14 protein-coding genes are annotated in these 14,840 nt (G+C 69.5%); 11 read left to right on the top strand and 3 right to left on the bottom strand.

Annotated elements, in window-relative coordinates; translation table 11 throughout:
• Nucleotides 1-1,404: M24 family metallopeptidase (locus HUW62_RS16835; RefSeq protein ID WP_368670427.1), on the top strand; the 1,404-nt coding region annotated here is incomplete at its 5' end.
• Nucleotides 1,405-1,412: 8 nt separating this feature from the next.
• On the opposite strand, the gene HUW62_RS16840 is transcribed toward HUW62_RS16835, so the two are convergent.
• Both HUW62_RS16840 and rtcR read right to left on the bottom strand, forming a co-directional pair.
• Nucleotides 1,413-2,315 (bottom strand): hypothetical protein, encoded by a 903-nt coding sequence (locus HUW62_RS16840; protein WP_176435033.1) that lies wholly within the window; start codon nucleotides 2,313-2,315, stop codon nucleotides 1,413-1,415.
• A 128-nt stretch (nucleotides 2,316-2,443) separates the two neighbouring features.
• The gene (gene rtcR / locus HUW62_RS16845; protein ID WP_176435034.1) at nucleotides 2,444-4,090 is read right to left on the bottom strand and encodes an RNA repair transcriptional activator RtcR; all 1,647 of its coding nucleotides are present in this window, start codon (nucleotides 4,088-4,090) and stop codon (nucleotides 2,444-2,446) included.
• A 144-nt stretch (nucleotides 4,091-4,234) separates the two neighbouring features.
• Between rtcR and HUW62_RS16850 the strand changes: the two genes are divergently transcribed.
• The 5 genes from HUW62_RS16850 to HUW62_RS16870 all read left to right on the top strand — a co-directional run bounded on the left by HUW62_RS16850 (nucleotide 4,235) and on the right by HUW62_RS16870 (nucleotide 9,127).
• Nucleotides 4,235-5,470, top strand: a complete 1,236-nt coding sequence (locus tag HUW62_RS16850) for an RtcB family protein (RefSeq protein WP_163862336.1) — start codon at nucleotides 4,235-4,237, stop codon at nucleotides 5,468-5,470.
• A gap of 184 nt (nucleotides 5,471-5,654) precedes the next feature.
• Entirely contained in the window at nucleotides 5,655-6,671 is a 1,017-nt protein-coding gene (gene rtcA / locus HUW62_RS16855) for an RNA 3'-terminal phosphate cyclase (RefSeq protein WP_163862339.1), read from the top strand.
• 30 nt (nucleotides 6,672-6,701) lie between these two features.
• Complete coding sequence (locus tag HUW62_RS16860; RefSeq protein ID WP_176435035.1) at nucleotides 6,702-7,400, top strand: Fpg/Nei family DNA glycosylase; 699 nt, start codon at nucleotides 6,702-6,704, stop codon at nucleotides 7,398-7,400.
• Between the two features lie 101 nt (nucleotides 7,401-7,501).
• Nucleotides 7,502-7,744 (top strand): hypothetical protein, encoded by a 243-nt coding sequence (locus HUW62_RS16865; RefSeq protein WP_163862342.1) that lies wholly within the window; start codon nucleotides 7,502-7,504, stop codon nucleotides 7,742-7,744.
• Between the two features lie 9 nt (nucleotides 7,745-7,753).
• Complete coding sequence (locus HUW62_RS16870; RefSeq protein ID WP_163862345.1) at nucleotides 7,754-9,127, top strand: sigma-54 dependent transcriptional regulator; 1,374 nt, start codon at nucleotides 7,754-7,756, stop codon at nucleotides 9,125-9,127.
• 1 nt (nucleotide 9,128) lies between these two features.
• Here HUW62_RS16870 and HUW62_RS16875 read toward each other — a convergent pair whose 3' ends face one another.
• Complete coding sequence (locus tag HUW62_RS16875) at nucleotides 9,129-9,836, bottom strand: hypothetical protein (protein ID WP_163862347.1); 708 nt, start codon at nucleotides 9,834-9,836, stop codon at nucleotides 9,129-9,131.
• Nucleotides 9,837-9,941: 105 nt separating this feature from the next.
• Here HUW62_RS16875 and HUW62_RS16880 point away from each other — a divergent pair, with 105 nt between their 5' ends.
• The 5 genes from HUW62_RS16880 to HUW62_RS16900 all read left to right on the top strand — a co-directional run bounded on the left by HUW62_RS16880 (nucleotide 9,942) and on the right by HUW62_RS16900 (nucleotide 14,838).
• The gene (locus tag HUW62_RS16880) at nucleotides 9,942-11,054 is read left to right on the top strand and encodes a PleD family two-component system response regulator (protein WP_217911374.1); all 1,113 of its coding nucleotides are present in this window, start codon (nucleotides 9,942-9,944) and stop codon (nucleotides 11,052-11,054) included.
• 56 nt (nucleotides 11,055-11,110) lie between these two features.
• Entirely contained in the window at nucleotides 11,111-11,860 is a 750-nt protein-coding gene (locus tag HUW62_RS16885; RefSeq protein ID WP_163862353.1) for a YebC/PmpR family DNA-binding transcriptional regulator, read from the top strand.
• A gap of 23 nt (nucleotides 11,861-11,883) precedes the next feature.
• The gene (ruvC, locus tag HUW62_RS16890) at nucleotides 11,884-12,459 is read left to right on the top strand and encodes a crossover junction endodeoxyribonuclease RuvC (protein WP_163862357.1); all 576 of its coding nucleotides are present in this window, start codon (nucleotides 11,884-11,886) and stop codon (nucleotides 12,457-12,459) included.
• The gene (ruvA, locus tag HUW62_RS16895) at nucleotides 12,456-13,070 is read left to right on the top strand and encodes a Holliday junction branch migration protein RuvA (RefSeq protein WP_163862360.1); all 615 of its coding nucleotides are present in this window, start codon (nucleotides 12,456-12,458) and stop codon (nucleotides 13,068-13,070) included. The genes ruvC and ruvA overlap by 4 nt, the downstream gene beginning before the upstream one ends.
• Before the next feature lie 277 nt (nucleotides 13,071-13,347).
• Nucleotides 13,348-14,838 (top strand): ELWxxDGT repeat protein, encoded by a 1,491-nt coding sequence (locus tag HUW62_RS16900; protein ID WP_176435036.1) that lies wholly within the window; start codon nucleotides 13,348-13,350, stop codon nucleotides 14,836-14,838.
• Nucleotides 14,839-14,840: the final 2 nt, after the last annotated feature.

Here is a 14,840-nt window from a genome sequence, read left to right on the forward strand (position 1 = left end):
GTGGGGGACTTCGGCGAAGGGCATGCCGGCGCTAGGGTGGGGCTCCAACTCGACTCGGAGTCCTTCATGACCCTGCTGAAGTGGGCGGCCTTGCCGCTCTTGTTCTTGTCCGCTTGTACTGGCGCCCGGAGCGCGGAGCGGAACGACGAAACGTCCAAGCTGTTGCCCATGTCCCAGCAGATTGCGCTGCGAGAGGACTGGCTGGACAAGCGCCACGGCCTGCTGCTGGAGATGATGCGCAGGCACGGCGTGGGCATGTGGATCATCGTCAACGAGGAGTTCCACGATGATCCGCTGACGCAGTTCGTGGCGCCACCGCGTCCGTACGCGGGCAACCGGGACATCTTCGTCTTCGTGGACGCGGGAGCAGAGGGCCTGAAGCGCGTGGCGCTGACGGGCTACGCGGAGGAGTCCATCCTCCGGTTCTTCGAGGTGCCCGAGGAGGGCCAGTCCCCCGCTGAGGCCCTGAAGTCGCTGGACGCGCGCCACCAACCCAAGGCGATTGCGCTGGGCATTGGCGGCAAGCGGGGCGTGACACGCAGCCTGACGAAAGACAGCCATGCCTTCCTGGTGGACGCGTTCGGCGCGGAGGCGGAGGCGCGCTTCGTGAGCGCGGCGCCGCTCATCGAGGAGTACCTGGACACGCGGCTGCCCGAGGAGTGGGAGCCCTACCGGGGGCTGGTGGAATTGACGGACGCGGTGGTGAAGCAGGCCTTCTCCTCGAAGGTCATCGTGCCGGGGAAGACGACGGTGGGGGACGTGCGCCGCTGGCTCTACGACAGGCTGGGCGCGCTGGGCGTCGGCACGTGGTTCCAGCCGGACATGCGGGTGCAGCGCAAGGGAGGTGTCCCCGCGAAGTCCCGAGGCTTCCTCGCCGTGGCGAAGGAGGACCTGGTCATCGAACGCGGCGACCTCATCCACGTGGACTTCGGCATCAGCTACCTGGGACTGCACACCGACTGGCAGAAGATGGCCTATGTGCTGCGCGACGGTGAGAAGGACGCGCCCGAGGGACTGAAGAAGGCGCTGGCGAACACGAACGCGCTCCAGGATGTGCTGATGTTGAAGACCTCCCGACCGGGCCGCTCGTCCGCGGATGTGTATGACGAGACGATGGCGGAGATGAAGGAGCGGGGCATCGAGGCGCAGGTGTACAGCCATCCCCTCGGGAACCAGGGCCACGCGCTGGGAGCCTCCATCGACTTCCGCTCGTCGACGCGCAAGGACTCACCGAAGGCGCTACGAGAAGGCTCATACATCGCCATCGAACTGAACACGTCCACGCCGGTGCCGGAGTGGGATGGGCAGAAGGTGGCGGTGATGGAGGAGGACCCGGCCTACCTCACGCAGGAGGGCTGGAAGTTCTTCGTGCCGCGCCAGGAAGCCTTCTACCTCATCAAGTAGCGGAGCCTTCAGAACGCCACGCCCAGCCCCAGCCCCAGTGCCCACATGCGTGAGGTGCTGGGTGTGGGGCTCGACTCGGGAACGCCCAGGTCGATGCGCACGCCCGCCCGGGCGAACGCGGGCCCGAGCCGCACACGGACGAAAGGCTCCAGGGAGAGCTGGGAGTCCTCTCCGTCCCACGTCGCCTCGGTGAGGCGGGGCGAGACGACCTGGGCGCGCACGCCGGGCTCGAGCATGCCGAGCCCGAGCGAGGCCTCCGCGCTGGCCTGTGCGACGAAGTGGGTATCGCGCGCGGAGCGGGACACGGGCATGAGCATGCCGAGCGCCACGTCCGCGCGGAGCTGGAAGCCGGGCAGGTCCACACCCACCGCCATGGGCAGGACGATGGACGTCGTATCGAGCGCCCACAGCCACGGGTCCGCGAGCCCACGCACGGCGGAGGCGGTGGCGTAGTTGACGCCCTCTGTCTCAACCGTCCGCGCGCCGACGACGCCAGCGTCCTCATGGCGGGCCAGCGGGAGGGCGACTCCCGCGCCGATGCGGACGAACAGGCTGTCGTCCGCGAAGGTGCGGACATGGTGCAGGCCCACGAGCAGGTTGGACGAGCCCAGGTGGCTCGTGGACCCTTCCACTCCGCCATCGGGTTTCAGCGCGGTGTAGGGCAGTCCCCAGTCGAGTCGGAGCTGGCCATGCTCGGAGACGCGCAAGCCGGCGGCGATGGTGGGCGAGACGTGCCGGGTGGAGACTTGCCGCGGTCGGGGCGCCGAGGAGAACGTGACGGACGTGGCGAGGAAGTTGTCGGGCTCGCGCACCTGCGCCCCGGCGCGCATCCCGCTCAGGAGCAGGGCGGTGGCGATGAGCCACGCGGCGCTCCTGCATCGAGGCACGAGGGGGCGGTGAGGCGTAGGCATGGCGATGGTCCCGTCGAAGGCCCGTCCGGCTCACGGCCCCCCCTTCTTCGTGGAACACCGATGAAGACGCCGAACGTCACCACCCTTGAGGCGTGGACGTGCTTTTTTCCGCGCCGCCCTCGGGTTCGTCAGTCAGGGCTCACCGTCCCGCTGACATCCGCCCAGGTGAGGCCGAAGCGCGCGAGGTACTTCTTGAGGCGGTCCGCATCATTGACGCTCGCCTTCCTCGCACGGGACTGGGAGAACAGCACGCGTCCGGCTTCGGACAGGGAGCGCACGCCCTGGCAGACGCCCAGCACGTCCGCGAGCTGCACGCGGTCGAACCGGTCCAGCTCCTGGGCCAACGTCTCTCCCAGCACCTCGGCGACGCGGTCTCCAGCCCCCACGGATTGCAACGGCCCGGGGCGCGAGCCGCCCGTGCGCCACTGCGCGCGCAGCCGCTCCAGTTCCTCGTCCACGACATCTCGGGTGATGCGGCCTCCGGGCGCGAGCGTGGCCATGCGCAGCACCGCGGCGTTGAGGTCCCGGAAGTTGCCCGACCAGCGCGCATCGGGCGAGGTGGCGAAGCGCAGGAATCGCTCCTGGGCCTCCTTGTTGAAAGTGATGCGCGCGCCCATCGCCTCCGAGGCCTTGTCCAACTCGTAGAGGAGGTTGGGCGGGATGTCCTCCGGCCGCTCCCGCAGGGCGGGCAGTCGGAAGGTCCACAGGTTGATGCGCGCGAGCAAATCCTCCCGGAAGCGCCCCTGCTCGACGTCCACCAGCAGGTCCCGGTTGGTGCCGGCGATGAGCTGGAAGTCGCTCTCGACTTCCCGGTCCGAGCCGACAGGCAGGAAGCGCTTGTCCTCCAGCGCCCGCAGCAGCATGGCCTGCTCGTCCGCGCCCAGCTCCCCAATCTCATCCAGGAACAGCACGCCGCCGTGGGCCTGTCTCAGCAGTCCCGGCCGGTCCTGGAGCGCTCCGGTGAACGAGCCCTTCACGTGGCCGAACAGCGCGGACATGGCGCCGTCGCCGCGCAGCGTGGCGCAGTTGAGGTCCACGAACGGTCCGCTGACGGTGCCTCGCGACTTCTTCAACGTGTAGATGCGCCGGGCGAGCTGCGACTTGCCCGCGCCGGTGGGGCCGGTGATGAGCAGCGGCGCGCGCGATTGGGTGGCCACCTGCTCGATTCGCTCGATGATGCGGTTGAAGGCGGCGTTGCGCGTGTCGATGCCGGCCTTGAGGAAGGACAGGCCCTCGCGCTGCTCCTGTTGGAAGCGCGTGGCCAGCGTGTCGTAGCGCGACAGGTCCAGGTCGATGAGCGTGTGGGTCCCCGCGCCGGTGCCCGTCTTGTCCCGGCCCGCGGGGGAGAGCTGCACCAGCCGGCCTGGGATGAGCCGGCTCTCCACCAGCAGGAACATGCAGATCTGCGCGATGTGCGTGCCCGTGGTGATGTGGACGAGATAGTCCTCCTCCTCCGGGTTGAAGGGATACGCGCGCACGTAGTCGAGCAGCGCGCCGTACGTCTCCTCCAAATCCCACGGGTTTCGGATGTCCAGTGGCGTGGCGCGCACGGACGTCTCCGGAGACACCTGCCGGATGTCTCCCACCAGCGTGGACGCGAGCCCCGCCGCGTTCGATGGGTGCAGCAGCTCCAGCCGGTGAACCACGAGGTCGTCCTGCTGGCACAGCGCCACCGTGGGGCGCCACTTGCTCCACCGCCCGGGGCCCTGCCCCGTGTCCAGCGTCGTCCCGAGCATCCCGAGGACGACCGTCTGCTTCGCTCGCGTCTTCGCCATTTGAATAGGACTTTATCCCAGGAGATAGGGATGGCGAGCCATGTCCAGGGGCTTCCCTCGGAGCGAGGGTTGGCACGCCGGCTGCTCTACGTCCCTCCGTGCCCGGGAAACAGAGCCCGGGCGAACGACCGAAAGGTGAAGGCCATGGAGCGCAACAAGGTGAGCTACGAGGTGCTGTCGGACGAGGCGGGTCGCCCCATCAAGTCGTGGACGTTGGGTGTGCCGTTCGAGGACGAGGCCAAGAAGCAGCTCCGGAACCTGCGCGGCCTGCCCTTCATCCACAAGTGGGTCGCGGTGATGCCGGACGTGCACCGCGGTTACGGTGCGACGGTGGGTAGCGTCGTCCCGACGGTGGGCGCGGTGGTGCCGGCGGCGGTGGGTGTGGATATCGGCTGCGGGATGATCGCCGTGCGCACGACGCTGCGCGCGGACCAGCTCCCGGACTCGCTGCGTGGGGTGCGCTCGGCCATCGAGCGGGCGGTGCCGCATGGCCGCTCGGACAACGGGGGCCGCAATGACGTCGGCGCGTGGCGCGTGGCTCCGGCCTCGCATCAGCAGGTGTGGTCGCGGTTGATGGAGGGGTATGACCGCATCGTCGCCAAGCACCCTCGCATCGGCCGTGGGCCGGAGCTGGCGCACCTGGGTACGCTCGGGACGGGTAACCACTTCATCGAGCTGTGCCTGGACGAGTCGGATGGCGTGTGGCTGATGTTGCACTCCGGTTCGCGTGGCGTGGGTAACCGTATCGGCAGCTACTTCATCGAGCTGGCGAAGGAGGACATGCGCCAGTGGCATATCAACCTCCCCGACGCGGACCTGGCGTACCTGCCGGAAGGGACGGAGCACTTCGATGACTACGTCTTCGCGGTGAGCTGGGCGCAGGACTTCGCGGCGATGAACCGCGAGCTGATGCTGCGAGGCGCGGTGGATGCGTTGCAGTTGAGTGGTGAGCTGCCTCCGTTCTCGTTGTCTGAGTCGGCGGTGAACTGCCACCACAACTACGTGTCGCGTGAGCATCACTTCGGGAAGAACTGCTTCGTGACGCGCAAGGGCGCGGTGCGGGCGCGCGAGGGTGACCTCGGCATCATCCCCGGCAGCATGGGGGCGCGTTCGTACATCGTCCGAGGGAAGGGAAACGCGGACAGCTTCCATTCCTGCAGCCACGGCGCGGGCCGGGTGATGTCGCGTGAGGCGGCGAAGAAGCGCTTCACGTTGGAAGACCACGCGAAGGCGACCGAGGGCGTGGAGTGCCGCAAGGACGTGGACGTGATTGACGAGACGCCGGCGGCGTACAAGCCCATCGACGCGGTGATGGCGGCGCAGTCGGACCTGGTCGAAGTGGTCCACACGTTGAAGCAGGTCGTCTGTGTGAAGGGGTAGCCGAAGGACAACGACAACCCCCAACACGCGAGGTGGCCATGCCGGGATGACGACACCGAGGCGCCCGTTCCCCCCAAGAGGCCGAAAGGCCGCCAGAGTGGGGGAGCGGGCGCCGCTATTTTGGGAAGGGTGTCAGAATGCCAGTGCGGGGCCGTGAGGCGTGGGAAAAGCGGGAGAGAGACACATGCTGCGCATCGATGGTTCCAGGGGAGAGGGCGGCGGCCAGGTGCTGCGCACGTCGTTGGCGTTGTCGCTGGTGACGGGGACGCCTTTCACGATGACGAACATCCGCGCGGGCCGCGCGAAGCCGGGCCTGTTGCGACAGCACCTGACGGGCGTGAAGGCCGCCGAGGCGGTGGGCGCCGCGGAAGTCTCCGGCGCGGAGCTGGGCTCGAAGGAGCTGACGTTCCGTCCGCGCGCGTTGACGGCGGGCAACTATCACTTCGCGGTGGGCACGGCCGGCAGCGCGACGCTGGTGTTGCAGACGGTGCTTCCCGCGCTGCTGGCCGCGAAGGAGCCTTCTACGCTGATGTTGGAGGGTGGGACGCACAACCCGGCGGCGCCGCCGTTCGACTTCCTCACCCGCGCGTATCTGCCGATTCTGCGCAAGCTGGGCCCGGACGTCGCGGCGACGCTGGAGCGTCCTGGCTTCTTCCCCGCGGGTGGCGGGAAGTTCCGCGTGGACGTGCGGCCGGGGTCGATGAAGCCCTTCTCGTTGCTGGAGCGCGGGCGGGTGCTGCGCCGCGACGTGAAGGCGGTGGTGGCGATGATTCCCTTCGACGTGGCGAAGCGGGAGATGGAGACGGCGGGCGCGCTGCTCAAGTGGCGTCCGGATGAGCTGCGGGTGGAGGAGCTCAAGCGCACCACGGGCCCGGGCAACGTGCTGGTGGCGGAGGTGGAGAGTGAGCACGTCACCGAGGTCTTCACGGGCTTCGGAGAACGCGGCAAGCGCGCCGAAGTCGTCGCGGAGGAGGTGGCCAGCGAGGTGAAGCGCTACCTGGACGCGGAAGTCCCGGTGGGCGAGCACCTGTGCGACCAGCTGCTCCTGCTGTTCGCGCTGGCGCGAGGCGGAGAGTTCCGCACGCTACCGCTGGATGGGCATTCGGTGACGCAGTTGGAGACGATGGCGCACTTCCTCGATGTGAAGGTGGACGTGCGCGAGGTGTCTCGCGAGGTGCGCGAGGTGGTGGTGCGCGGCTGAAGACGTCACTGTCCGGGGAACAAGGACTGGATGGCGCGCGGAGGTCCCCTCGATGTCGGGGGCCATGTGGAAGACGGACAGACGCTCGCGGTCCACTTCATGCTCTGGGGCTCGCTGTCGCTGCGGCCCGTGGGCAGTGAGCGTCCAGCCGAGAGTCTGGTGGTCCTGAAGCTCGACGCGGATGAGGAACTCTGGCTCACGGACACCCTGGGTTACGCGCGCATGGCGGTGGCCCGTACCACCGAGCTGAGCACGCGACTGAAGCTGGAGGAGCTGGGGCCGGAGGTACTCGATGCGGACTTCTCCGTGCACCACCTGGCGAGGCGACTGTCGCGCCGCAGGAGTCCACTCAAGACAGTGCTGCTCAACCAGCGTGTCATCGCGGGGCTGGGGAATCGAGACGCGGATGAGAGCCTGTGGAAGGCGGAGTTGGACCCCCGTCGCCTGGCGACGTCGCTCACGCGAGAAGAGCTGACGCGGCTGCATCGAGCGATGCGCGAGGTACTCGAAGAGGGCCTGTCGCTGCGAGGCACCCAGCGGGACTTGTTCGGGGTGAAGGGACAGGCGAGGCACCGGCGCAATGTCTTCGAGCGCACCGGCGCGCCGTGTCCGAGCTGCGCCACGCCCATCCGCCACGAGCGTGTCGGAGGTCGCAACACGCACTGGTGCGCCCGGTGCCAACCCGAGTCGGGGACGCCCTCCGGACCGACACAGGGGCTGTTGTTGTAAGCCCCCGACAGGAGGAGGCCATTGCCTCTTCTTGTCCCTCGCAGCAGGACGAACGTGCCTCCCCGCTGCGCTCCCTCCCGCTCCGCTGTTATGAAGCGGGTGTGTCCGACGTCACCGAGTCCACACCGTCGCCGCTCGACTCCGCGCTGGCCCGCGCCAGTGAGGAGCTGGGCCTGCCCAGCTACTACCAGTCCTGTGTGCGCCCGCTGCTGCGCAACCCCGAGGGCCGCTGGCCCCGGTGCTGTGGCGGTGGCTGCGAGCCGTGCGCCCAGACGCTCATCCAGGTGGCCATGCGCACCCTGGAGATTCTGGGTACGCCGCGCCAGGCCCCCCTGCCGGATTGAGTCCACTCCATGGCGCACGCCCATCCACTGCTGCTCGTCGACGACGACTCCGCCTTCCGCAAGGTCTACGGAGGCCTGCTACGCGACGCGGGCTACGAGGTGGTGGAGGCGGGAGACCGTCCCTCCGCTCGCGCCGCCTTCGACGCGCGCCCCTTTCCCCTCGTCCTGCTGGACTTGATGTTGCCTCCGGATGGCAGCGTCTCCGCGGGCCTCGCGGGACTGGCCGCGCTGCTCGACGCCCGGCCCGGCACCAAGGTCATCGTCGTCTCCGGGGTGGGTGACACGCGGCACTCGCTGGAGGCGATTCGCCTCGGCGCCTACGACTTCCTCACCAAGCCCGTGGACCCGGACGTGTTGCTCGTCGTGGTGCAGCGCGCGCTGGCCCGGGTGGCGCTGGAGCGCCAGGTGGAGGCGCTGCGCACGTCCCTGGAGCGGGCCGCGGGAGACGCGGCCATGGTGGGGCAGAGCGCTCCATTCCTCGCCGCCCTGTCGCTGGCCGAGCGCGTGGCCGCCAGTGATTTGCCCGTGCTCATCACGGGGGAGAACGGCACCGGCAAGGAGCTGCTCGCGCGCCTGGTACACCAGAAGAGCCGGCGCCACGCGGGCCCCTTCATCCCCGTCAACTGCGGCGCGCTTCCGGAGACGCTGCTGGAGAGCGCGCTCTTTGGCCACGTGAAGGGCAGCTTCACCGGCGCGACGAGAGACCACCGGGGCCTCTTCGCGGAAGCGGACGGCGGCACCCTGTTCCTCGACGAACTGGGCGACATGACGCCGTCGCTCCAGGTCAAGGTGCTGCGCGCGCTGGAGACGGGCGACATCCTGCCGGTGGGTGCGGACCTGCCCGTGCACGTGGACATCCGCCTCATCTCCGCGACGCACCAGGACCTGGGACGCATGCTCCAGGATGGCACCTTCCGCGAGGACCTCTACTGGCGCGTGAAGGGCGTGGAGCTTCGGCTGCCGCCCCTGCGTGAGCGCGCCTCCGACCTGCCGCTCCTGGCCAAGCACTTCCTCAACCAGTGCGCGCACCTGTGCCCGGATGGCCGCGCGAGATTGCTGTCGGATGCGGCGGCCGAGTCGCTCGCGTCACACGGCTGGCCGGGCAACCTGCGTGAGCTGCGTCACGAGATGCAACGCGCCACCGTGCTGGCCGGAGAGCGCCGCGAGCTCCAGCCCGAGGACCTGTCCTTCACCGGCAGCGAGCGACCTCGCGCGAGCGCCCCGGGCGCCACCACGCTGGCCGCCAAAGTGGAGGCGCTGGAGCGTCGCGAAATCGAAGACGCGCTGAAGCGCTTCGGTGGCAACCGCACGCACTCGGCGGAGGCCCTGGGATTGTCTCGCCAGGGACTGCTCAAGAAGCTGGAGCGCTTCGGCCTGACGTGAGTCAGAAGAGGCGCGCGCCCAGGCCCGCCTTCAGCGCCCAGCCCAGCCGTGTGTCGGTGAGGCCCGCGCGCTCCCGGAACGTGTCCGTGCCGAGCTGCCCCGCGAGCAGCACCGACACGTTGCTGCCCAGGTACACCTCGACGCCGCCACCGCCGAGCGCCTGGAAGCGCCGCTGCTCCCCCTTCGAGATGCCGATGTCCAAGGGCAGGTCCACCAGCCCCAGCACCGTCACCGTGTCGGCCACCTTCCAGCCCGCCACCAGTCCCGGGGACAGTCGCAGCAGCACGCCCGAGGCGTTCTGGTCGTCCATGTACGTGGCGCCGGTGTTGAACACCACGCCCACCCCCAGCGTCGGCGCCAGTGACACCGAGCCGCGCTCCAGCACCTTCAGTCGCCCCACCAGCTCCAACGCCGCGGAGAGCTGGAACCAGTTGAGCCGCGCGCGCGCCTCCAACTCGACGCTGGAGATGCCCTGCCGGAAGCCCACGCCGATCTCCGGCGCGCCCGCGTAGCCGTACAGCGACGTCGTCCCGGCCGGCAGCGTCACCGGCGCAATCACCGCCCCGTGCGGATTCTCCTCGGACGCGGCGGACAGCTGCTCGACGCGGCCCTCCGCCCCGGGTTGCCCGGCCGTCGCCTCCTGGGCGGCGGAGGCGGAGGCCAGCGACATCGCGGACAACAGGAGCCAGGAGGAGACTGAGCGCGTCATGCGGCGCACCCTACCGCGACCTGTTTGTTACCGAAACTCAACGATTCCGAGGACTTGTGTCCAGGTTGCCAATCTATCAGGCTTCGCTGGAATAATTCGGTATCCATGCCTGCCGCGCTTACACAGCTCCCCGAGCGCAATGCGTCGACAGCCCCGGTGGTGCCGGAGGTGGGGGCGCGTCGTCGCGGAGGCCGGAGCCGGGCGCGGGTGCTGCTGGTGGACTCGGACGCGGTCGCGCAGGCCGCGCTGGCGGCGGCGCTGGTGGAGGCGGGCTTCGAGGCGCTGATGGTGGGTGGGGCGCAGGCCGCGCTGGAGGCGCTGGCTTCGGAGGGGCCGCTGCCCAGGCTGGTCATCGCGGAGGTGGAGCTGCCGGACGGAGATGGCTTCGGCCTGTGCGGACAGATTCGCGCGGACGCGCGCACCGCGCACCTGCCGGTGTTGTTGTTGTCGCGGCACGAGGAGGACTTCCACCGTGACCTGGCCGGTGGCGTGGGCGCGGATGACTACCTGACGCGTCCGGTGGACGTGGAGGACGTGGTGTCGCTCGCGCGGCTCAAGTCGGGGCACGCGACGGGCTCGGCGACCTTCGAGTCGCACACCGCGAGGCTGCCGCTTCCCCGGATGACGCGGGCGCTGCTGTCGGGCGTGCGCTCCGGGCGGCTCGTCCTGGCGGAGGGGGAGGGATGGTTCTCCTTCCGTCATGGCCTCGTCGTCGACGCGATGTTTCATGGCGAGCGCGGCAGCCTCGCGTTCCGCCGGATGCTGGGCTTCGCCAGCGGCGCATACGCGGTGGCGTTGGGGCCGGAGCTGCACAAGGGCTCGTTCTCCATGGACCGGGCCCACCTGTGCGAGACGGTGCTGCCGGCGCTGGAGCGCTTCGATGCGCTGAGGGCGCGCGGCCTGCCGCTGGCCTCGCGGCTCACGGTGGACTTCGCGCGGCTGTCGGAGGAGCTGCCCGCGCTGCCCGAGGACGTGGGCGAAGTGGTGCGCCTGTTCGATGGACGACGCACGGTGCGCGCGGTGCTGCTGGAGTGCCGCTACCCGGAGGCGGTGGCGTACGAAGCGTCCACTCGCCTGTTCGCGCTGGGCGTGCTGGTGCCCGCGTGTTTCATCGAGGAACGGGAGCGGGCACGCGGTGGGGCTGGAGTGCTCGGGTTCTTCGAGCCCACGCCCTGCGTCGAGCCCCCTCCGGTGGCGCCGCGAGAGGAGCCGGACTGAAGGTTTGACTCCGCGCCCCGGGCTGGGAGACAAGGCCGCCCAGAGGCGACACCTTCATGTCCGGTCACAATCGGTGGTCGAAGATCAAGCGCCAGAAGGCCGCGATGGGCGCGACCAAGGGCAAGCTCTACTCGAAGGTCGTGAAGGAGATCACCGTCTCCGCGCGACTGGGAGGCGGAGACCCCGCTGGCAATCCGCGTCTGCGTGTGGCGCTGGGCCTGGCCCGTGAAGCCAACATCCCCAAGGACACCGTCGAGCGTGCCATCAAGAAGGGCACCGGCGAGCTGGAAGGGGAGCGCTACGAAGAGGTGATGTACGAGGGCTACGGCCCCGGCGGCGTGGCCGTCCTCGTCGAGTGCGTCACCGACAACCGCAACCGCACCTCGGCCGACGTGCGCTCGACGTTCGGCCACCACGGCGGCAACCTGGGCGCCGAGGGCGCGGTGGCCTGGATGTTCCAGAAGAAGGGAATCGTCACCGTCAAGCCCGGCCCCGAGGAGGACGCGGTGCTGGAGAAGGCGCTGGAGGCGGGCGCGGAGGACGTCGTGCCCCAGGGCTCGGACGGCTTCGAGGTGCGCACCGCGCCGGCGGACCTGCACACGGTGGCCACGGGCCTGGAGTCCGGAGGCCTGCCGCTGGGCGAGCAGAAGTGGGCGTACCTGCCGCAGAATACCGTCCAGCTCGACGGTGATAATGCGAAGAAGATGCTCAAGCTGTTGGACGCGCTCGAGGACAATGACGACGTGCAGAACGTGCACGCGAACTTCGAGATAGACGAGTCGCTGATGGAGTCCCTGTCGCAATAGCGGTCGGTGGAACGGAGTGAACGGTGCGCGTTCTCGGAGTGGACCCTGGCAGCCGCTTCATGGGCTACGGGGTGGTGGAAGAGAAGCGAGGCCGACTGGTGCATGTGGGCCACGGCGTCATCAAGGTGGATGAAAAGGCGCCGCTGGCCTTCCGCCTGAAGGAGCTGCATGCCGCGCTGAGCGCGCAGCTCGCGCTCTTCCGTCCGGAGGCGGTGGCGGTGGAGGGTCTGTTCACGTTCCGCAATGCCCGGAGCGCGCTGGTGCTGGGACATGCGCGCGGCGTGGCGCTGCTGGCGGCGGCCCAGGTGTCGCTGCCCGTCTTCGAGTACGCGCCCGCGAAGGTGAAGAAGTCGGTGGGCGCCGGTGGCGCGGACGGCAAGGACGCGGTGGCTCGGATGGTGCGGACGTTCCTCAAGCTGGAGGCCGTGGACCTGGGGCGCGCGGACGCGAGCGATGCCCTGGCCGTGGCGCTGTGTCACCTCAACCATGGTCGCGCCGCCGTCCCCTCGGCGAGCACGGCTGGCAAGAAGCGCAAGGGCGCCGCGGCGCTGCTCGCGGACAGACTGGCGCCGTCCTACCGGCGCCCGGAGGCGGGATGATCGCTCGGCTGCGAGGCGTGGTGCTGGAGAAGGATGCCGAGAGCGCCGTCATCGACGTGCAGGGCGTGGGCTACCTGGTGAACTTCTCCACGCTGGCCCTGGGGAAGCTTCCTCCAGAGGGCCAGGCGGTGGACGTGCGCGTGCGCACCGTGGTGCGCGAGGACGCCTTCGACCTGTTCGGCTTCCTGACCCGGGCCGAGGAAGAGGTCTTCCTTCTGCTCAACGGTGTCTCCCGCGTGGGCCCCCGCATGGCGATGGGCGTGCTGTCGGGCATGGAGGTGCCGGAGCTGGTGGCGGCCCTGTCGCGCGGTGAGGTGGCGCGCCTGGCCAAGATTCACGGCGTGGGGAAGAAGACCGCCGAGCGGCTGGTGCTGGAGCTCAAGGACAAGATGAAGAACGTCCACCTGGAGGCGGTCTCCCGGGGGACGACGGCCCCGGTGGCCCAGTCGGAGGGGGCGCAATCCGACCTTGTCTCCGCCCTGCTCAACCTTGGCTACAAGCCCCCGCAGGCGGAGAAGGCCGCGGAGCTGGCCATCACCAGGCTCGGCGCCGACGCATCCTTCCAGACGCTCTTCCGCGAGGCCCTCAAGTCCCTCCGGGCAGGTGCCTGAAGAGTTCTGGACCTTTAGCGACGCGGTTGTGACCGGGTGGCCAATTCGGGACCTCCCGGACCAGCCCGCACAAGCTTCTTTCCTCTAAGAAACCGAAACGGTCGGGGGTCCGACGAGCCCTCTGTCGGCCTGGCGGCAAGGGTCGGCGTGCGTCGCAGGATGGCGGACAGCCTGGGCCCCTCACTTCCCACCATGGGTAGCCAGTTCCGCCAGCAGTGACACTTTCCAGCTACAGCGGTGGAGGCGGGAGCCCCACCCAGGACAAGGAGTTGCTCACATGAAGGCATGGCGTGGCGTCCCGGTGCTCGTGTCCGTTCTCGTGGGAAGTCTCATCGGGGTGGGGTGTGGCCCGGCCGCTGAAGTGGGGGGTGGCGAGGCCATCGCGTCGGTCCGGTCCTCGGTGGATGCGGCGACGGGAGAGACCGACGAGGAGAAGGCGCGCCGAGCCTGCGGACCGGAGCAGGTGCCGGGCTCCAAGCCGGAGTGGCTGTCGAGGGGCGCGGGGCGCCTGTTCTTCAGTGCGGAGGCGGAGGGCCTGGGGCGCGAGCTGTGGAGCAGCAAGGGCCGCGCGGGTTGCGCGAGCGTGGTGAAGGACCTTCGTCCGGGAGGCATGGGCTCGGTGCCGCGCTTCCTGACGCCGCTCGCGTCGTGGGTGCTCTTCGTCGCGGATGATGGCGAGCACGGGCCCGAGCTGTGGCGCACGGATGGAACGGATACGGGCACGGTGATGGTGAAGGACGTGCTGCCCGGCGAGCGCGGCTCGGCGCCCGGGGCACTCACCCGCGTGGGCGACTGGGTCTACTTCACGGCGACGGACTTCGCGCACGGCCAGGAGCTGTGGCGCACGGATGGCACGGAGGCGGGTACGCGGCTGGTGCGCGAGTTCGCGCCGGGGCCGGGCTCGCTGCTTCTGACATCGCTGACGGCGTGGGGGGACCAGCTCGCGCTGGTGACGTACTCGTCCGAGGCGGCGGTGCTGTGGTCGGTGGACTCCAAGGGCCAGGCGCGCATTCTCCACGAGTCCGCGGTGGGAGTGTTGTCCTCGCTGACGGCGTCGGGCCGTCGCCTGTTCTTCCTGCGGGACGTGGGCACGGACACCGCGGAGCTGTGGGTGGCGTCGGAGCGTCAGGGCTCCGCGACGCGGGTGCGGGACTTCTCCGGCGAGTTCCCCTCGTCGTTCACGGCGATGAATGGCCAGGTGTTCTTCATGGCGGGCGCGGACGGCGTCTTCGGAGAGCAGGGCGACACGCGCCATGGTGGAGAGCTGTGGCGCAGCGACGGCACGGCGGCGGGCACGCGCGTGGTGCGCGACATCTGGCCGGGGCCCAAGGGCTCGCTGCCGTCGAACCTGGTGGCGATGGACGGCGTGCTCTACTTCGCGGCCGAGGACGGTTGGCGCGGGCGCGAACTGTGGCGCAGCGACGGCACGCTCCTGGGGACGTGGATGGTCTGGGACCTCCAGTGGGGCGAGCAGGGCAGCGAGCCGGAGAGTCTGGTCGCGGAGGACGGCTCCCTGTTCTTCTCCGCGAAGACCGTCCTCCACGGCCGCGAGGCGTGGATGAGCGACGGGTGGTTGTGGAACACGCGCCGGCTGACGGATATCGCCCCGGGGGCGTCGTCGTCGGACCCGTACTCGTTCGTGCGCCTGGGCTCGGAGCTGTTCTTCCTCGCCGGCGAGACGCTGACGGACGAGGCGCTGTGGGTGGCGCCCCTGCGTCTCTTCGGGCAGTGCCTCGGCGGGGCTGCTTCGGACGGGCGGGGCTGCTGAGC

This window comes from Myxococcus sp. AM011 (genome assembly GCF_013372595.1).
Lineage (GTDB): Bacteria > Myxococcota > Myxococcia > Myxococcales > Myxococcaceae > Myxococcus > Myxococcus eversor.